Raw genomic sequence first — 18,218 nt, forward strand, 5'->3', positions numbered from 1 at the left:
TGTAGGTTTGAAAGCGGAGCTCAAGCCCATCACAGCGCAAACACCATCTTCTTTTCATACTGGAAGGCTGCTTCGTTTCCAAAGAAACCCTTTGCCTTTAAGGCCGGCCAACACCCCATAGAACCCCTTAGGCGTGATGGCTCGAAGATAAGACGCTTATTCACTTGTTTATTGGACTTAATTCGTGTGTATTCTTATATATTCTCCAATAATTGTCAAGTTTTTGCAGGATGCTTTTTTTGCTTTTTATCACAGGCTGGGTGCATGCGGTTTTGGTGTAAGTCAACAAAAAATCGTTTAAAAGTCCCACATAGAGCCAATCGAAAGGCATGATCAACTTACAAAAAACATGAAATATACGAATAGCGCAGGCCAGCTTTGAAAAAAGGCTTTCAACAAACATGGCTTTCAGAATACAAAAAAGTTCGCAAACCACCTATGGGTTTGCAAATTTTTTCAGCGCCTGGCTGCTGACAGAATTTTACGATATGGAGATTCTCTAACGGATACAAAAATACCGCAATCCACCCAAGTAAATTGCGGTATTGGATGCGGCAACCTGCCGCTGGCGTACCCGAAAGGATTCGAACCTTCGGCCTTTAGAGTCGGAGATCAACGCTCATCAGTTTTTAAGACACCCCCAAAATGCTGAAAATGCCCTTAAATAAAGGCTTTTGGCCATTTTCTTGGGATTCCATTATTTCTATAAAAGACGGCTTTTTCCACTGTTTTTTGGTGAGATTGTAGTCAAAATTGTAGTCAAATTTGACTACAATTTTTTGTTTCGCCAGTCTGTCAACAATATATTTAGAGCAACGCCTATTTTTAAACGTTCCAAGTAGAATTTAATTTTTTCATCATTGGTTTTCATATAATTGAACCTATTGATTCGACCAATATATTTTTCTGGCAAGTCTTGATTTCCTTCTATAAATGATTCAAAGGCTAGTTTTTCTTCCTCCGAGTAATAAATAAGAATCACCTCTTTAAGACGCTCAAACGCAGAGTGTTCATCACCATTTTGTGGCTCATATAGAAAAGATAATATCTTATAAAGTTTACTACCAAGAATATAGTATTCATAACTATATTTCGGACATATCTCATACCCCTTATGACAGACAAATCCCTGATCAGGTATTGGTATCCTCAGTCGGCCAGAATCCAAAATAATCAACCCATAAGATTCTAATATTATATTTTGATATTTGATATTTAAAACTTCAAATGATGTCTGTGAGTTTACCATTGCGTATGAATAATACATTGGTTCATCTCTAGCTTCATCGTTTTTACTTTGTATTTGAATAGTATACTCAGGGCGGTAAATATTATAAAAACCCTCGTTTTGTTCTATCCATTCAAACTTATTATTCATACGATCATAGATAAATTCCAATGGTGGCTTAGTGAGTCCAAATCGCTTGCGCCACAAATCCTCTATCTCTCCAATATCCGCATTTCCATTATCAGGAGTATTTTTATCGCCCACACGTGTATAAATGCATCCGCCCCGCATTGTGCCATAATTCTTTTTTAAATATATAGGCGTGCGTTCTACATTAAAAATAATCAGCACATCTAGCACTTGTCCATCTAACACAATAGTCTTTACTTCTATTTTGGGTGAGACATCACCCGCAAACGTAAGATTAGAAATTGCATCAAGTATCTCAGCTTGTTTGATCCGCTTCTTTTGCATCCCTAAAATCTGTAAAGAATCAGAAATGCCAAAAATAATATAACAATTTTCATCGTGAACTGTATTGGCAAAACAAATTATATCTTTTAGAAGGTCAACCATATTGTCATGCCATTCCAGTTTGAAATCCCAGCAATCGCCCTCTTTGCCCGTTTTAAGAAAATAGCGTACTATTTCTTCAGTTGAATAATATTGAAACCTTGATATTAGAATACACCCCCTATTTATTTTTTGTGCGATAATTGTATTATAATGAGTAACATAATTCTAAATCTATAAAAACTATGATACAGTAAATTTGATAATTAATCTCTAAAAACATAAGGATCGGTGCTATGACTCTTAAAGAACAAGCCAAAGAATTTGAAAGAAATTTTACGGAGATTATTGAAAGATCGGTAAGGGATTTGTCATCAATATTTGACGATCTATATTTCAAAAGAGATGGGCGTAATATTCTGGATACTATTAAAAAAGCCGAATCTTTATTATACAAAGAATACAATATCCCAACACAAATTCAGATCCACTATGACATTGCAACTGCGTATGACGAACTATCTTTACTAGAAGAAGAAATCAAAGAACAATATTTTGAAAAAGAACTCTATCATTTCAGATATGCGTTAGATTTATATGAAACTCACTATGATGATACCGATAATAACCCAGAAGCAAAGGTCGCACAATATATTGCAATGCGTTCGTATACTAATTTAGGAAATGCATATAACAAACTAGGGCGATATATCATTGCATCAGATTGTTTTCAAAATGCTTTGCTTATTAGCAATGATTTCGCAATGGCAAGTCTTAATTATTCAATTTTATTATTTCGATTTGCACCAATTCAGCTTAAAAAATATGAACAAAACTATTTTTATCACGCTTGTTATCATTATTTTAAACAAGCAGAAAAATGCAAAATAAATATAGAGAACAAGGAATTTCTAAAGATACTACAAAATCTCATTTCTTCATTTGATTCCACATATATCGAGAATTATTTGAGTAAACCTCTAAACCTGCCTCCTTTCCAATCGAGTAATCAAAAAGAAGCAGATTATCGAAACTATTTACTTCTATTTCGTCTTTTTCTCAACCCATGCTTAGATATAATAACAAGTCCATGCTTTGCAGTCGATAGTGTTAATCTTCCTTTTAAAGAACCCTATAACAATAAAGAAAAAGAGTTTATTGGTTTATTTAACCAGATTAAACAAGAGTATAATTGGGCCAGGTTACTATGGTATAAAATTTCTACTGAGGAAGAATACAAACACTATTCTGAGTCGAATTTGGATTTAATTGATACAGCAGATTTCTCTGATTATTCTTTAAAGGATAGTATGTTAAGAACAGCCTTTAAATCAGCTTACTCTTTGTTTGATAGGATTGGTTTTTTTATTAACGAGTATTTTCAAGTAGGGCTTACTGGTACAAAAATTAGTTTCAAAAATGTATGGAAAACTGAACTTATCAATGGAAAAGGAAGATCTTATTTTATTGTTCCACATCCTATTCTCAAAGTACATCCAAACAATCCTTTAGTTCAGGCAATGTATTGGCTCCAAAAAGATTTTTTTGAAAAAGATTCCATTACCACTGCACCTCAAGCAGAGCCAATCTTTAAAATGAGAAATGATATGGAGCACAACTGCTTGCGCACAGCATATCAATTAAATAAAAATATTTCTTTTACAAAGTATACCACAGAAGCTAAAATTGAGGATAATACGTTTCGACTTTTAAAACTAGCACGAGAATTAATCATATATCTTTGTCTTGCAGTCAAGTTTAATGAAGAAAAGAATGAATATACTAAAGATTAAATAAACTAAAACATTTTTTAAAAGGCGCCAATGGCGCCTTTTTCATTTTCCAAACCTATGGAGGTGAAGCAATGCCGAAAGTCATCACAATCACCAATGAGAAAGGAGGGGTTGCAAAGACCACAACCACCATAAACCTGGGCGTAGGACTAGCCCGCCATCGAAAAAAGGTTTTGCTGGTGGATTGCAACATGCAGTCGGATTTAACATCCTGTTTTTTAGGGGAGGATGAGATCCAATCCACCCTGGCCGACGCCATGATCCAAACCATGGACGGATCGCCCATTGAAAAACTTGATTTCATCCATCCTACTAAAGAAGGGGTAGACGTTATCCCCGCAGAAAAAGCCCTAATCGGTGTTGAAAGCCATTTGGTAACAGCCTTAAGCCGAGAAAGCATATTACGCCGGTTTCTGGAACAGGTTCAAGAGGGATACGATTATGTGCTTCTGGATTGTCCAGCCGGACTATCCCAAATCGTCATCAATGCAATGGTAGCATCCGATGGGGTGATTATCCCAACAGAACCAGGGACGGACAGCTTTTCCGGGGTTTATGGAGCGGTAGAAAATGTCCGCAAGATCAAAAACCTGTTAAATCCTTCCCTTGACGTAACCGGGATTCTCATTACCAAAGCGGATCTGAGGACCAATCTTCACCGACGGTTTGCCCTGCAAATCAAGGAGATGTTTGGCCCATCCGTTCCTGTTTTTCGGCAGATCATACCAGATCGCATCGCCGTGGGTAACAGCAAGGAAAGCCGCAAAAGCATCTTTGCCTATGACGCAAGGAGTGATGCCGCCATAGCCTACGACAATTTAACAAAGGAGGTGCTGTCACTGGATGCCCCAATCAAAAAGCAAAGCCGCACTCGATAGCCTGTTTCAACCAGCGTCCCATCCTCCAATCGGAGAACAACGGATCCCATTGGAGCTGATTGACCCGAACCCCAATTTATTCGAGCCCATTGACGAGAACAGTCCTGAAGTCATCAGCCTTGCCGAGCAGTTACAGGACAAAGAAATCCACACTTCCATCAAGCTGCGGGCTTTGTCCAACGGAAGATATGAGATCATCGACGGCCACCGGCGTTTTCTCGCTTCCAAGATAGCAGGAAAGAAAACCATTCCTTCCGAGGTTCGCAATATCACAGAGGAAGAAGCCAAAGAGGAATACGCCGATTCCGTACTGCTGCAAAGAAAAGAATTTCATCACATGGTAGTTGCCCGTGCCGTGAAACTCAAATATGAGGTGTTAAAACACCAGGGCAAAAGGCTTCCGTTTCTGGACGAGGAAACTTGTGCCCACGATGGGCACAAGTTAAAAAGTCAGAAATCCAGGGACGAAGTTGCCGCCGACTTTGGCATGGGTCATACCTCGGTACACCGGTATTACCGGCTCAATTTCCTAATCCCACCGCTCCAAACCATGGTAGACACGGGGAGCCTCAAAATGACCCCAGCCGAGCAGATCTCCTACTTGTCCCAAGATCAACAACAATCCACCCATGACTACCTGATCCAAGCAGAACGTACTCCTTCTCTGCCTCAGGCAAAGAAAATCCGGGCAGAAGCGCAAAAGGCTAAAACGCTTTCCGATGAGATGCTGGATCAGATCATGGTGGATATTCCAGGTCCCAAACCCCTGCCAACCAACGGGAAACGTGATCTCGTCATTCCGTACAAGGAGGTATCCAAATATTTCGGCGGGGAGGTGAACGTAGACCAAATACAGAAGTTGTTCCTGGATTTTGTCCAGTTCTACAGCAAAAAGAAACAGCGCCATCAACAAATGGCAAGGTAGTCCACTCAAAAGAGGTGGGCTTTTCATTTTTCTAGGAGGGATTCTCCATGCATAAAGACCCTATTTCCTTAAACGATCTCGTCATTGGATTGAACCGTCTTACCAAAACCCTGGTCCGTTTCAACTATCTGTCCGTACATCTCGCGCCGGATTTCCTACATTGGGTATTCCAATCCATTCCCATCCTATCTGCAAAGGCCGCTTATCAACCCGAAGCATATAGCAAGGCCCTCCCTTATCAGACCGAAACACAGCTTTATCGATCCCTGGAGTACCTTTTACATGATCTTCCCAAGGGGATGTGCCTGCCGCATATGGCCCAAAGACTCACAGGGTACAAACGATGGGTATCGGATCATTTCTCCATGGTTTATGGAATGCCCATTACTGACAGCCGGACAACATACATGTTCACCGAGCCGTCCTTAAACCCGGATTCAGCCGATGAGCCATCCTATGTCTTTGCAGACGATCACGACGCCGTACTGGAAATGATTGACCTGGACACGCTGGAAAACGCCGTACAACAAGCGGTTGAGGGGGTATTTGATGAACTCCGCTAAACCGATCAACGAGCAATGGCGTAAGGAGCTGCGGAAAATCCTCTCCACCCTCTCCCAGCGATGGGGGCTTGAAGATTATCAGGCCATATATTTTCTTGCCCCCTTAATGTTCATCCCCGCCAACGAAGAACCCGAAAGCCTATACAAATGCCTGTTAGCCCTGTATGAAATCGCAGATCTTCCCCTGCCCGATGGGGTCGCCCAGCTTCCTTCTTCCGAGGCGATACGCCAGATGCCAGCCATGCAGATTGAATGCGATGATCTCTATGGTTCGGTGCTATTGGTACAAGGGCTTTTGGATGATTTTCTCATTTCTTAGGAGTGAACCAATGAAGATATTGAAAAACCGATATGTTGTAGGAACTGCCTGTATTGTCCTTGGTCTGTTGATCGGCTTTGTGGCGATTCCAGGTATTCAAAGGGGAAGCGGGAACGCCACCGTTTCCGTGATCCGTGCCAAGCAATATATATCCGAACAAAGCGAGATCATGCCCGAAATGCTGGAAACGGTACAGGTCCCCCGCAACAGTGCGCCCAAGGACGTGTTATCCGCTTTGCCCTCCGGCTCATACGCCGCCGCTCCCATCTATGCCGGCGACTATCTCACAAAATCAAAACTAGCCGGAGACAGCAGCGCCTTAAACGGAATGGAGAAAGCGTCGGCAAAGGGACTGCGTGTGGTATCCGTTACCCTTCCCTCCCTTGCCTCCGGTGTATCCGGCAGATTGGAGCCCGGCGATATCGTATCCGTACTTTCCTTTTCCCGGAGCAGTAACAGCGTAACCCCCGGCGATGCCGCTGCTTCTGCCGTTGCTTTGGTACCCGAGCTGCAATACCTTGAAGTCGCTATGATCTCAACAGCCGATGGCGCTGATTCCCTGGTACAACCCAGCCCATCCGAGGAAAACAAAAACGCCCTGCCCGTCACCATCTCCTTCTTTGCTACGGAAAGCCAGGCACAGATGTTAGCGGACTTGGAACAAACCGGCGTACTGCACCTGGTTTTCGTGGCCCGTGGGGATGATGCCGCCGCCTATCTATCCGATGACCTGCGTGTGTTGAAATAAAGGAGGGACAACTATGATTTTAGCCATCTGGGGAAAAGACGGGGTCGGCAAAAGCACCCTGGCCCATAGGCTAGGTGCTTTTTTTGCAGCCCATGCACTGGCCGGAGTGGTGAATACCGATCTTACCATGCCCACCTTACCTCTCCAGGTACCCAAAGCCATCCCGAGCTCTGGTTCTTTAGGGCGATTCATTGCCGGAACGGGCACATCTGAAATCCGGCCCTATCTGCATCAGCATCCTCAACAAGAAGGATTGTTCCATGCCGGTTTATCCTATGAAGATGACTTCCTCACCTATGAGGTTGGCCTGGAAGCGGATGAAGCCGCCCGCCGACTCATCAACCAATGCACCCATGTCCTCGACCATGTGATCCTAGATCTCTCAGGGCAGAGGAATGATCCGTTCCTGCTTCCCGCTCTGCAAATATCCGATCATGTTTTGGTCTGTATGACGGCGGATTTATCCGGGCTTTGTTGGTTCAATGCCATCTCTCCCCTTTTACACCATCTGTCCGTAGATGGCCGGGTGGTTCCCGTCGCCATGCAGGTACAGAAGGGCCAGGACCCCGGAGCCATCGAACGATCCGCTGATCTCCGATTTCAGGCAGTGTTGCCGTATGTAAAGGAATTTCCGCTCCTGAATGGAACGGGGGAGATGGACGGCATCACAAAGGAATCTCTGCGCTGGTCCCATGGGGTAAAGAATCTATGGAAACGATTGGACAAGCTCTCCGAAACGGAGGGAGGCAAGAAGGAGGGTGAAGCCCGATGACCCCTACGCTCCGTGCTATGGCCTATGGACAGCAACAAAAAAAGGCAGTAGACGCCGCCGATCCTCTTAGCTATGAAACCATCCTGGCCCAGACAAGGGAATATATCTCCACTGAACACGGGGATGCGCTTTCCGAGGTAATCGGCAACAGCAAAAGCGCCAGTGTTGTGAAACGACTGATCTCCCAATACCTAACGGACCAATCCCTTTCCTTGCCGGATATGACCCTGGATGAGCTTACTAGCCGCCTGTATGGGGACATGGCTGGATTCGGCTTTCTGGACGCATATCTAGCTGATCCCGAAATTGAAGGAATCAACGGCAATCGCTGGGACGATATCGAAATCGTTACCGCCAATGGCATTTACAAGATCACGGAACACTTTTCCTCCCCTCAACATGCGGTGGATGTGATCCGCAAAATGGTACGCTTGGGCGGCCTGGTGCTGGACGGCACCACCCCCATTGTGGACAGCTTTCTTTCCAGGGGCATCCGCATCTCCGCCATGATTCCCCCCGTTGCAGACCGGGACGCAGGCGCTTCCTTTTCCATCCGGCGGCAGCGGATCAAGAACCTAACGGCCCAGGACTTTATTGATACCAATATGGCATCAAAGGATATGCTGGACTTCCTTTCTTTTGCCCTAAACCATGGAGCCTCTATTGCCATCTGCGGAAACACCCGTGGCGGTAAAACCTCCTTGATCTCCTATCTGCTCTCCACCGTCCATCCAGACCGGCGGATCTACTGCATCGAAGAAACCAAGGAGATCGAGGTAGTCCGATATAACGAAGATGGTCGGGTGGCAAACAGCGTTGTTCATACCACCACGCGGGAAAGCGACTCCCCACAAGCAAACGTGGATATGAACGATTTACTGCGTCATGCTCTGCGTTTTGACCCAGACATCATCGCCCCCGTAGAGATCCGTGGCCCAGAAGCTCTAACGGTGCAAGAAGCAGGGCGCACCGGGCATACCATTATCACCTCCCTTCATGCCAACTCCTGTCGGGCCGCATACAACCGCATTTTGAGCATGTGCGAAATGGCCGATACCATGCTCCCCTCCCATGTCCTAACCCAAATGATCGTAGAGGCATTTCCCATCGTGGTACACCTTCGCCGATGCCCCGATAACCAGCGCCGGATGCTGGAGATCACGGAAGCCGTTGGGATCTGGGACGATGAGGTTACTTGCAACACCCTGTACCGCTACGACTTCTCCACCCGCCAGTACCGGCAGATAGAGCCGGTATCCGATGCTCTGGAGCAGCGTTTCATCCAGAATGGAGCTACCACCTTTGAAATGAGCCGGTTCAAAAAACGCAGAAAAGGAGGTGCAAAATGACTGCCAAGCTCTGTTGTACCATTTTTATCATCCTGGGATGTTTCCTGGTGCTTGGCTTCTCTTTGCGGGATATATCCGATCTCATGACTAAGCCCTTTCAGCACAGACTAACCCGAAAACAGCGAATCCAGGAACTCACCCAAAAGCCCCACGGAAGAATCCGTTCTTTGATCGAGGATACCCGTGTCCTACTAGAAAGTATCGGGGGTCAAAAAACCTTGGAATCCTATCAGTGGGGAACCTGTCTGATTGCCCTAACAGGATTTGCCATTGGCGTTCTTCTGGACAATTTGCTTCTCGCCCTTGTCCTTACCGGCGGTTCTGTCCTTCTGCCCCTTGCCATGATCTATATTCGTTCGGGGGAATACCAGCGCAGTTTAACCGCCAGCTTGGAATCCGGCATGGGCATTGTTACCAACGCATACATCGCATCCGGCGATTTTATTCAAGCAGTAGAGGAATCCCTGCATCTGCTCCCCGAACCCCTTATCGGATGGTTTCGGACGTTCTTAACCCAAACGCAGTTGGTGGACGCCAGCATGGACCGGGCTTTAGAGGCGCTGCGCCGTCAGTGCAGCAACCGTTGGTGGCAGGATTGGTGCGGCATTTTGATTCAATGTCAGGTAGACCGACAGCTACGCTATGCCTTGCCCGGAATCGTAGAACGCCTGGGGGAATCCCGGCGGGTACAGATGGAGGTGGACACCACCATCCAGCGAAATTACCGGGACTATGCGCTGATCGTCCTCATCGTATTGAGCAGCGTGCCTCTCATGGGGGTTATGATGCCCGAATGGTGTGACGCCCTTTTATATACCCTTCCCGGCAAGATCACCCTTGCCCTGGTGCTGGCTGCCGTTCTTGCGACCAGCGTATGGGTAGCCCGTGCCAATCAGTCCATCGATGCAAAAGAAAGGAGGAAACATTCATGACCATGATCCTATCCTTTTGCATGGCTGTATTGCTCTGTGTTGGACTGTACCAGCTTGCCGGAGCCATCCTCTGTTTTCCCACCGGACGCTGGCTAAAAAGCGTCCAATCCTACCGGGGAAACCCCACCATAAGCCAGCGACTGGACCGAGCGTTATCCCCCTGCGTTCCCTTGGTACAAGCGATCTGGCCCATGAGCGAATACCGAAAAAGGCGGCTTACGGTGTGCCTGGACCGCTTGGGAAAACAGGAGGATCCCGAATGCTACCGTGCATTGGCGCTCTTGCGCTCCATTCTTCTTGCCCTGTGCGGCACTTTCTTTCTTCCCTTTGGATTTCCGCTGTTCTCCATTCTTTTGGCCATCTATGCCGTACTCCACTACTTTAAGACCATCCAGGCACCCCAAAAGAAGGTTGCTGCATTGGATGATGAGATTGAATCGGAGTTACCACGGCTCATCGAAAGCATCAACTATTCCCTGGCAGATCAACGGGATTTGATTTCCATTTTCCGACGTTATCGCCGGGTAGCTGGACCCGCTCTTGGCGCTGAACTGGATATTCTCTTGATGGACATGCAGACCGGCAACCACGAATCTGCTTTACGGAAAATGGACAGCCGGTTAAATATCCCCCAGCTTTCGGTATTGGTCGCCACCCTGTGCGGCGTATATCAAGGAGCGGATCAGCGAACCAGCCTTATGATTCTGGAACAGGATGTACGAACCACTCAACGGGAGAAACTTCGCAAAAAGATGGAACGAAGCCCCGGACGCATCCGGGCCGCTTCTTTTCTCCTAACCCTTCTATTGATCTTCCTATTCATGGTTCCCTTGGTTATCCTGATTCTTTCCAATCTGCAAGCTGCCGGCATTTAGCCGGAGCAATATACAAAGGAGTGTTGTAAATGAACTTCATCGCCAACCTTTCCCGTTCCCTTTCTCTCCCCCGCTTTTTGAAAAAGCGTGCCGACAAGCCCAGGCGGTCCCTTCTGTCTGATTGCCGGGGCGAAGGCTACTTGGACATGGCCATGAAAATCTTGATTGTGGTCGTGGTCGGAGCCGCTATCCTGGTAATCATGAACACCGCAATGCCCGACCTGTTCCAGTCGTTGATTGATAAGGTATCCAGCGAGCTCAGCGGCGTAACCGTCCTTCCGTAACCCCCATCCTCCTTGCACTCGGTGGGGGCGGCAATGCCGCTCCCACCACCCCTTTTTAGAAAGGAGGCCCCCATGTTCAAATCATTACACCGTTTTTCCAAGGATCAAAAAGGAGAAGCCTATGCTGATCTGGCAATCTCCATGGTTCTTTTGATTTTACTGGTTTTTGGCCTTATGATGCTTTGGCCCATTTTCAGTACCCAAATGAGCTTGTCCCAGTCAACTCGTCAGATCACACGCACCATTGAGATCACCGGCGACGCCAGCGATCTGGATCATATGGTGGAACAACTAGCGGGAGCCCAGCCCGATTCCATAGAGATTCAAACGGAATGGCTGGATGAAAGCGAAAAAACCATCCAGCTGAAAACCCCCTTTACCGTTAAAGCGGTTAAGGAAATCCCCATCACCATTGCCCGTCCAATCTGGGGCGACCCCATTGTGTTCTATGTCACCTTACATTCCAGTGCGGAAGGCATTTCGGAGGTGTACCATAAATGACCCTAGCCCTCATCCGGGATAAACGGGGGAGCGCCTATGTTATGACGGCGTTTTTGATTCTACTAGTCTGTTCTCTGGCCCTGGTGGTCTACTCCGTCGCCATTACCTACAACAAATATCTTCAGGCGCAAAACGACCTGGAACGGGTTCTGTCGGTATCGGTAGATGAACAACTGCGCAACGACCATATCCGGGATCTTTTGGTGGACGTCCCCAATACCGTGCCTCAAGCTGTCGAAAACAATCTCAAAGCCTACGGATGGTCCCCGGATGGAACCGATTGGGTCAAAACCTCGGACGGAACGGAGCGTTACCGGCTCTCCGATCTTCAAATCACCTTATCCGGCAATGACCTCATGGTACGGGCCAAGGTGTCCTTTCCTTCCCCCTGGTTCTTTGGGGGGATCCGTAACATCACCATTCCACTAAAAACTCAAGTGCAGGTCCTGTACATTGAATGAGCGTCGGACACTCTTGCAAGAAAATTCTTCCTATGAAATGATGAGGCCGAAAAGAGGTGTTATATTATGAAAACGATGCGTAGTCTCGTCCTAATTGCCCTGTCTGGCCTATTGCTTCTGGCTGGATGCTCTCCCAAGTCCTCCATGACTCGTGTGCCGGAGGATTCTCCGGCTCTTTCCTCCCCTTCGCCGGTTGAAAGCCAGGAGGAAAACGCCGCCCATGAGGAGGAAGAAAAGGCTTCCTCCCAAACCAGTGCAGCCGGGAATATCGATGCGAAAGAAACCGTACCAGATACCAAACTTCCATCCCCCAACTCCAATACTTCCTCCAGTCCGTCCAAGGTGGAGAAACCATCTACCGGTTCCAGCAACAGCCCATCAAAACCAGCCGCCGACAGCAAACCGGAATCCACAGCTACCCCTGTTCCAACTCCCAAGCCTACCCCGGTACAGCCCAGCGGCAGCGCCAGCACTGGTTCCTGGCCCTCTCTAAATCGCCCCGTGACCGCGGCACAGATCAAGAATGCCGTCCAGGTACGCCCGGCGTCCTCCGATTGGGCCGTCCATGCGGCGGGTATCCCAACGGCCCTGTACACTTATCGGTATAACCTGGGCACCAGCGACAGCATCTTTGCCGGGGAAGCGGAAAAGGTCAACAGCGGGATGCAGCTATCCGATCCCTATCCTGTACTGCGGAAAAACAAGGACATCTACTATCGCTCCGACTACTCCGGTTCGATCAACAGTATCCAGTCCCGGTTCCGCAGTCAATATGGGGACAGCGCCATATTCCAGTCCCATAACTCCCTGGTCTACAATGCTCTGTACAGTGGAATCGTGATCCGTGGCCGTCTCTTTGTGGAAAAGGACGGCGGTTGGCAATACCGGGACGTGGAATGCACCGTGGGCGGGTCTGTCTATGCTTGGCTGTCCGGCTGGGCAATCGGCAATCCTCCCGCTTGATCTCCACACATATCTCCTATAACTGAAAGGAGAAGACGCTTTTGAAAAGGAAAATACATCGATCCGTCACGGCCATTCTAATGGCCGTGATGTGCTTTTTAGGCCTCATATTCCCCAGCCTAGCACAGGCGGCAGAAACCCGAACCTTTAAGACAATTGGATGGAATGTACGCTTGATTGTGTCGGGGGAATCGCCCATTGACATCCTGTATCCATATTATTCGTCCTGGCCCATGGCAAAGGTATCCCAACAGCCCAGCGATACATCCAAATCCAGCGAAATGCAGAACGCCTACCTCAAAGACGGTACTTCCTATCTCTATGTGGAAAACTGGGAATATTATCTGAACGAGAACAACTACCAGCTTACCCGTTACTCCATGCCCCTTGTTACCCCCATTACGAAGGACGCCCTTGCCACCCCCTCCGAACAATATTACTTCGACCAGGGCACCATCCCGTCCCTGGAATCCGTCATCATCCAACAGTATGGGAAAGACAGCGCCAAGCACAAAGCCTTTAAGCGCCTTTTAACCAAGGGTGGTCGGATTGAAATGCACTCCATTGATACCATCTGCTATTCCAAGGTTCCCCAGGGGTCCATCAACTCCGGCGTGACCTTTGAAACCCCAAAGGACACGTCATACAACTGGGACCCCTACGGAAAGTACAATGGCTTTGTGGTGGACAGCTACTATGGCGATAATGATAATGTCATCGGATACAACAAGAACGATCCCATCAATACCGTGGGTATCGCTGATCTCCTGATCTATCACCTCAAAGAATACCGGGGAATCACCGGCCCCAATTTCAGTCAATTTACCCTCAATTCTATGAAGGTAACCCATCCCCTATGGGGGCTTTTCCCCGCACAGCCCCATGTGGATATTCAAGCCCATCTTACCTACCAGACCCCGGATGGCGCTGTGCTCCATACCGAGACAAGGGACCTTGCAACCCTGTTTCCCGATCAAAGCCAGGCCGTATCCATATCCTTTCCAGCCGCCTTTGAGGACAGTGCCTTTGTAGGATGGGAGCGCACTTACCTGGGGGCTTCATCCTCCGGCACTTCCGTTACCGATACCCTAACCGTCACCAACCATGCCGATGGCCGGGATGAGGACGTCTACTACACCGTTACCTATGAGCGGGAGCCAGAATATGACCTTACCATTGATTCCGTAAACATTGAAAATTGGTATGCAGACCGGGATGTTGTGGTAACTGCCGTTATCAGAAGCAAAACTTCCGATTCGATCCCTGCTACTGATGTTCGGATGCGGCTGGGCAATCTTGAATTAAGAGAAACCATCTGTGTCCCAGGCAATGGGACAAATCTTGCCGTATTCCGTTTCCGTACTCCGTCCGATCCGGGGGAATACCCCATTAAATTTATAGTTGACCCTGATAACGTGATCCCGGAAACCGACGAAACCAACAACGAGTATTCCGAAACTGCCCATATCTTTGCGGTTCCTGCTTCCTCCCTTGTTGATCCCGATGACCCCGATATGCAAAAAGCCTATCAGGAGGATGGCATTGCCTCCCTTCCTCCCACTACCGGCGCAGCTACCCATAGCTGGACGGAAACCCGGTATGAGGATGGGCAGTATGTCGCCAAACGGTTTTGGGCTCGCTTGGAGAACGAGTTCTCCCTCTCTCCCGATACCAGGATATCCGCTACCAATCTCCTGGAATCGGGGTTCGGCGTGAACCTCTCCTGCAAAACCATCCTAACTACCAACTATGACCGAGTGGATAAGCTGGTAGGACCCCAGATGGTATGGGTAACATATCCCGAATCGGCCTATGGCACAGGAAAATGGGGTAATGTCCGCAGTAGCTTGGAAGTCAAGGAAGGGGCCCCAGGGGAAAGGATCGTCACCTGGCAGAATCCCATCAATCCCTATTCCATCCTGGGTACACGCCTCCATTACATCCCCCTCTGGTATCCCGACGGCGCTTACCTGGCTTCTGCTCAAGCGTTCTACGCTTGGACGCCCCAAGGCCAGCTTCACAGCACCCAAACGGGATCCGTGGAGGTTTATGGGGATATGTACGACAGAATCCATGTGGTGCGCCGATAGGGAGCAAAATCATACAGAGCGGGAACAAGGAAGTTATGGTATAATGACTTTGTTCAGCATCGTGAACATTATTAGGAGGTGACGCCATGGCAATCTGGGATCAAATCGACGAGGCAAAAGCGGTCCTTGACGCTCTGCCTCCCCTTACCAATGGCAGCCTAATCCGGTTGGACGAGGAGTTCAGCTTACAGTTCAACTACAACTCCAACCGCATCGAGGGCAGCACCTTAACCGAGCAGGAAACCCGGCTTGTGGTAAAGGACGGGATATCCATCAAGGGGAAACCCGTTCAGGATCAATTTGCCGCCATCGGCCATCAAAAAGCCTATGCCTATCTCTGCGATCTGCTCCACGACAGCCCGCTGATTTCCGAGGAGATCATCCGGCAGGTACATCGGCTTGTACTGATGGGACAGCCCGAGGACGCTGGGCAATACCGCACCGTACCGGTATATATCGGCAATGCCGACGTGATCCTACCCTCTCCCAACCTGGTGCCCGCCCGGATGGAGCGGCTGATCCGGGAATACCGGGAAAAGCTGGCGTGCTGCCATCCCGTCCAGGCCGTTGCCTGGATGCACTTGGAGTTTGAGAGCATCCATCCCTTTGTGGACGGAAACGGACGTACTGGGCGGCTGATCCTCAACTATGAGCTCATGCGTCAGGGATACCCGCCCATCGATATCAAATATGCCGATGTAGAGCGATACTACGACTGCTTTAGGGAATACCAGGGCGGCGATGAGAATCCCGGCCCCATGGAATACATGGTAGCGGAATACCTAAAGGACGCCCTTCAACGACGCATTGCGTTGGTGAAGGAATCCCACCGGCTTAGAACGGAACAGGAACGATAAAGAGGCGCGTATGCGCCTCTTTTCTTATCTAACGATGCATTCCTCTGGCGGTTTATCGTCCCGTAGTCCTTTGTATACTGCCCGTCGCAACGATCCGTTCTTGGTTTTCTCCATGTACTCTACCCGGCAGACCAGCTTAGGCGGTATCCAAACAGCTTGTTCGTTTCCGTGGCCTTTGGGATACGGCAGAGGTGCAAAGGGCGCTGGTGGCAGCGCCTTGATCTTTTTCAAATCCGACTTAGATACGCCCATAGTAATGTGGCCTTTGTAGATTAGCTGTTCTCCATCATATTGTCCAAGAATTAGGCTAACCAGCCCATCGGCCTTGTTGATGTACCCGCAGATCACAAAATCGTCATCCTCAAAAGTCTTGATCTTAATCCAATCTTTTGTACGTTTGCCAAAGTAGTATTTGCTAGTTTTTCGTTTGGCTACAATCCCTTCCAGCTTTTGTTCCACGGTTAGGTTGTAAAAGGCAATGCCCTGATCTTCTATGACCCGGGATACCGCCATCCAATCCGTTTCCTTCTTTACCATAGCCGACAGGAGTTTTTTTCGTTCCATCAATGGCTTCTGGGTCAATGATTCGCCATCCTGATAAAGAATGTCAAAAGCAGTAAAGCAAACGGGCAAGGCATCGGCGGCAAGGCGTATCTTAAAAGGATCTCCCATGAGCGCACGGCGTTGCATCTCGCTAAAGTCCGGTTTGCCGTCTTTGATTACCAGCACCTCTCCATCTAAAATACACCGTTTTTTGACTTGCGTGTGTATCTCTCTTAACTCTGGATAGGCAGCCGTTACATTGAGATTCCTTTTGTTTCGTAACTCTGTTCCGGTTTTGGGATCCAAATATGCGACACAACGCACCCCGTCTAATTTGAGCTCATAGATATAGTCCGGGGAATCGAATGCCTCTCCCGACGCCCCGATCAGCATAGGCGCTATGCTCTTTTGTTCAAACAGGTCGCTCATTTAGCCACGGCCCGTTTCCGGGTGGAGGGCCGTTTAGACGGCTTCTTTTGTTCAAGCGACTTTTGCAGGGCTTCCATCAGATTGATTACATTTCCACTCGTTTCCGTACTAGGCGCAACAAGTTTCTGGCCTGCGGCTTTTTTCTGAATGGCTTCCATTTCCCGTTCGTAGTATTCGTTCTTATATGCAGCAGGCTCAAATGGCTGTACCATTGCGTTGATCAGAGACTTTGCCACTTCCAACTGATTTTGCTCCACCTCTGGCTGGGTATACGCTTTTGGCATTGGCTGGATTTCTTCTGCATAGAACAGCGTTTCCGCTAAAATGCCGTTTTTCCCTGGGACCAGCGCAACTAATGTTTTACTGGTACGGATCACAGTCCGGGCAATCGCTATTTTATTTTCCTGCAACATAGCCGTGCGGAGCAGTTCAAATGCTTGCTCTCCACCGCCGTCCGGCACGACATAAAACGCCTTTTCAAAGTAAATCGGGTCTACTTCCTCTATGTCCGCAAAGTGCAGTATCTGAATGGATTTATCAAGCGGCGTCTTAATCGCTTCAAAATCATCATCTTCCATGATGACGTATTTCCCTTTTTCTATCTCATAGCCCCGGACGATATCCTCTTGCTTTACTTCCGTCCCATCGTCCAAAACCTTTTTATATCGGATTCTTTGATGGGTGTCCCGGTGTAGCTGGTTATAGCTGATCTTTTGTTCTCTGGTCGCTGTGTAAAAGGATACCGGGATATGAACCAATCCGAAACTAATTGCCCCTTTATGGGATACCGATGCCATAAGGATCACCTCTTTCTTCTTTAGGGTGTCCTATCGCACAAAATCTTTGCGCCTACCGGCGCTTTTTTATTGGAGGTTAATCATGATACGAATGGATGAAATGGGTTTTCCAGCACGGATATATTACTCATAATATATGCCGTTGAATTGAATGCTCCCGTTAGAAGTGGCAGATCCTTTTTACGCTTTTTTCGCAGATGATCTATAGGCTAGATTTCGTAAAAACATCGAGTTATGAAATAGATTATTCTAGTTCACTGTCAAAATGAATGTTTGCATGGCACAATGAATTAAAGAAAAATCAAAAAGCCAACTAGTGTGGTTTTTTGCATCATAACATCCAAACCTTTTTGAACATAAGTAAATTTGTCGAATATTGGCTAAACTATTTACATTTT

At 47.7% G+C, this 18,218-nt stretch carries 19 protein-coding genes and 1 riboswitch; of the genes, 16 read left to right on the forward strand and 3 right to left on the reverse strand.

Annotated elements, in window-relative coordinates; genetic code table 11:
* Positions 1-31: 31 nt before the first annotated feature.
* Positions 32-159, reverse strand: a riboswitch (molybdenum cofactor riboswitch).
* 610 nt (positions 160-769) lie between these two features.
* A complete protein-coding gene (locus tag KP626_RS03965; protein ID WP_395978548.1) occupies positions 770-1,804 on the reverse strand; it encodes a helix-turn-helix domain-containing protein in 1,035 nt (344 codons plus the stop codon).
* 233 nt (positions 1,805-2,037) lie between these two features.
* On the opposite strand from KP626_RS03965, the gene KP626_RS03970 reads away from it, so the two are divergent.
* The 16 genes from KP626_RS03970 (at position 2,038) to KP626_RS04045 (ending at position 16,051) form a co-directional block, all read left to right on the forward strand.
* Positions 2,038-3,534, forward strand: coding sequence for an LA2681 family HEPN domain-containing protein (locus tag KP626_RS03970; RefSeq protein ID WP_395978550.1), 1,497 nt, complete (start codon positions 2,038-2,040; stop codon positions 3,532-3,534).
* A gap of 71 nt (positions 3,535-3,605) precedes the next feature.
* Complete coding sequence (locus tag KP626_RS03975; RefSeq protein WP_395978552.1) at positions 3,606-4,412, forward strand: ParA family protein; 807 nt, start codon at positions 3,606-3,608, stop codon at positions 4,410-4,412.
* Positions 4,378-5,337: a ParB/RepB/Spo0J family partition protein gene (locus KP626_RS03980; RefSeq protein ID WP_395978554.1), complete on the forward strand. Its 960-nt coding sequence runs from the start codon at positions 4,378-4,380 to the stop codon at positions 5,335-5,337. The genes KP626_RS03975 and KP626_RS03980 overlap by 35 nt, the downstream gene beginning before the upstream one ends.
* A gap of 47 nt (positions 5,338-5,384) precedes the next feature.
* The gene (locus KP626_RS03985; RefSeq protein WP_395978556.1) at positions 5,385-5,900 is read left to right on the forward strand and encodes a hypothetical protein; all 516 of its coding nucleotides are present in this window, start codon (positions 5,385-5,387) and stop codon (positions 5,898-5,900) included.
* Entirely contained in the window at positions 5,887-6,219 is a 333-nt protein-coding gene (locus tag KP626_RS03990) for a hypothetical protein (RefSeq protein ID WP_395978558.1), read from the forward strand. The genes KP626_RS03985 and KP626_RS03990 overlap by 14 nt, the downstream gene beginning before the upstream one ends.
* 10 nt (positions 6,220-6,229) lie before the next feature.
* Positions 6,230-6,967 carry a Flp pilus assembly protein CpaB gene (locus KP626_RS03995; RefSeq protein ID WP_395978560.1) on the forward strand — a complete coding sequence of 246 codons (738 nt, stop codon included), beginning with the start codon at positions 6,230-6,232 and terminating at the stop codon, positions 6,965-6,967.
* A gap of 13 nt (positions 6,968-6,980) precedes the next feature.
* Entirely contained in the window at positions 6,981-7,739 is a 759-nt protein-coding gene (locus KP626_RS04000; protein WP_395978562.1) for a hypothetical protein, read from the forward strand.
* Positions 7,736-9,088 carry an ATPase, T2SS/T4P/T4SS family gene (locus KP626_RS04005; RefSeq protein ID WP_395978564.1) on the forward strand — a complete coding sequence of 451 codons (1,353 nt, stop codon included), beginning with the start codon at positions 7,736-7,738 and terminating at the stop codon, positions 9,086-9,088. The genes KP626_RS04000 and KP626_RS04005 overlap by 4 nt, the downstream gene beginning before the upstream one ends.
* Positions 9,089-9,306: 218 nt before the next feature.
* Complete coding sequence (locus KP626_RS04010; protein WP_395978566.1) at positions 9,307-10,020, forward strand: type II secretion system F family protein; 714 nt, start codon at positions 9,307-9,309, stop codon at positions 10,018-10,020.
* Positions 10,017-10,895, forward strand: a complete 879-nt coding sequence (locus KP626_RS04015; RefSeq protein WP_395978568.1) for a hypothetical protein — start codon at positions 10,017-10,019, stop codon at positions 10,893-10,895. Before KP626_RS04010 ends, KP626_RS04015 begins: the two co-directional genes overlap by 4 nt.
* Positions 10,896-10,924: 29 nt before the next feature.
* A complete protein-coding gene (locus tag KP626_RS04020; RefSeq protein WP_395978570.1) occupies positions 10,925-11,179 on the forward strand; it encodes a DUF6133 family protein in 255 nt (84 codons plus the stop codon).
* 72 nt (positions 11,180-11,251) lie between these two features.
* A complete protein-coding gene (locus KP626_RS04025) occupies positions 11,252-11,680 on the forward strand; it encodes a DUF4320 family protein (RefSeq protein WP_395978572.1) in 429 nt (142 codons plus the stop codon).
* The gene (locus KP626_RS04030) at positions 11,677-12,141 is read left to right on the forward strand and encodes a hypothetical protein (protein ID WP_395978574.1); all 465 of its coding nucleotides are present in this window, start codon (positions 11,677-11,679) and stop codon (positions 12,139-12,141) included. The genes KP626_RS04025 and KP626_RS04030 overlap by 4 nt, the downstream gene beginning before the upstream one ends.
* A gap of 66 nt (positions 12,142-12,207) precedes the next feature.
* A complete protein-coding gene (locus tag KP626_RS04035; protein ID WP_395978576.1) occupies positions 12,208-13,104 on the forward strand; it encodes a hypothetical protein in 897 nt (298 codons plus the stop codon).
* A gap of 41 nt (positions 13,105-13,145) precedes the next feature.
* Positions 13,146-15,194 (forward strand): CARDB domain-containing protein, encoded by a 2,049-nt coding sequence (locus KP626_RS04040; RefSeq protein ID WP_395978578.1) that lies wholly within the window; start codon positions 13,146-13,148, stop codon positions 15,192-15,194.
* A gap of 86 nt (positions 15,195-15,280) precedes the next feature.
* Positions 15,281-16,051 carry a Fic family protein gene (locus KP626_RS04045; RefSeq protein ID WP_395978580.1) on the forward strand — a complete coding sequence of 257 codons (771 nt, stop codon included), beginning with the start codon at positions 15,281-15,283 and terminating at the stop codon, positions 16,049-16,051.
* A 24-nt stretch (positions 16,052-16,075) separates the two neighbouring features.
* Here the strand turns inward: KP626_RS04045 and ligD are convergent, their stop codons facing one another.
* Both ligD and KP626_RS04055 read right to left on the reverse strand, forming a co-directional pair.
* Positions 16,076-17,023 carry a non-homologous end-joining DNA ligase gene (ligD, locus tag KP626_RS04050; RefSeq protein ID WP_395978582.1) on the reverse strand — a complete coding sequence of 316 codons (948 nt, stop codon included), beginning with the start codon at positions 17,021-17,023 and terminating at the stop codon, positions 16,076-16,078.
* Entirely contained in the window at positions 17,020-17,820 is an 801-nt protein-coding gene (locus KP626_RS04055) for a Ku protein (protein ID WP_395978584.1), read from the reverse strand. The genes ligD and KP626_RS04055 overlap by 4 nt, the downstream gene beginning before the upstream one ends.
* Positions 17,821-18,218 lie beyond the last annotated feature (398 nt).

The sequence above is a fragment of the Christensenella sp. MSJ-20 genome, from assembly GCF_044357945.1.
In the GTDB taxonomy this organism is placed as follows: Bacteria; Bacillota; Clostridia; order Christensenellales; family QAND01; genus QAND01.

Coding starts and splice junctions, on each gene's coding strand:
- KP626_RS03965 (WP_395978548.1), bottom strand. CDS start 1,804: ATGGTTGACCTTCTAAAAGATATAATTTGTTTTGCCAATACAGTTCAC.
- KP626_RS03970 (WP_395978550.1), top strand. CDS start 2,038: ATGACTCTTAAAGAACAAGCCAAAGAATTTGAAAGAAATTTTACGGAG.
- KP626_RS03975 (WP_395978552.1), top strand. CDS start 3,606: ATGCCGAAAGTCATCACAATCACCAATGAGAAAGGAGGGGTTGCAAAG.
- KP626_RS03980 (WP_395978554.1), top strand. CDS start 4,378: ATGCCCCAATCAAAAAGCAAAGCCGCACTCGATAGCCTGTTTCAACCA.
- KP626_RS03985 (WP_395978556.1), top strand. CDS start 5,385: ATGCATAAAGACCCTATTTCCTTAAACGATCTCGTCATTGGATTGAAC.
- KP626_RS03990 (WP_395978558.1), top strand. CDS start 5,887: ATGAACTCCGCTAAACCGATCAACGAGCAATGGCGTAAGGAGCTGCGG.
- KP626_RS03995 (WP_395978560.1), top strand. CDS start 6,230: ATGAAGATATTGAAAAACCGATATGTTGTAGGAACTGCCTGTATTGTC.
- KP626_RS04000 (WP_395978562.1), top strand. CDS start 6,981: ATGATTTTAGCCATCTGGGGAAAAGACGGGGTCGGCAAAAGCACCCTG.
- KP626_RS04005 (WP_395978564.1), top strand. CDS start 7,736: ATGACCCCTACGCTCCGTGCTATGGCCTATGGACAGCAACAAAAAAAG.
- KP626_RS04015 (WP_395978568.1), top strand. CDS start 10,017: ATGACCATGATCCTATCCTTTTGCATGGCTGTATTGCTCTGTGTTGGA.
- KP626_RS04020 (WP_395978570.1), top strand. CDS start 10,925: ATGAACTTCATCGCCAACCTTTCCCGTTCCCTTTCTCTCCCCCGCTTT.
- KP626_RS04025 (WP_395978572.1), top strand. CDS start 11,252: ATGTTCAAATCATTACACCGTTTTTCCAAGGATCAAAAAGGAGAAGCC.
- KP626_RS04030 (WP_395978574.1), top strand. CDS start 11,677: ATGACCCTAGCCCTCATCCGGGATAAACGGGGGAGCGCCTATGTTATG.
- KP626_RS04035 (WP_395978576.1), top strand. CDS start 12,208: ATGAAAACGATGCGTAGTCTCGTCCTAATTGCCCTGTCTGGCCTATTG.
- KP626_RS04045 (WP_395978580.1), top strand. CDS start 15,281: ATGGCAATCTGGGATCAAATCGACGAGGCAAAAGCGGTCCTTGACGCT.
- ligD (WP_395978582.1), bottom strand. CDS start 17,023: ATGAGCGACCTGTTTGAACAAAAGAGCATAGCGCCTATGCTGATCGGG.
- KP626_RS04055 (WP_395978584.1), bottom strand. CDS start 17,820: ATGGCATCGGTATCCCATAAAGGGGCAATTAGTTTCGGATTGGTTCAT.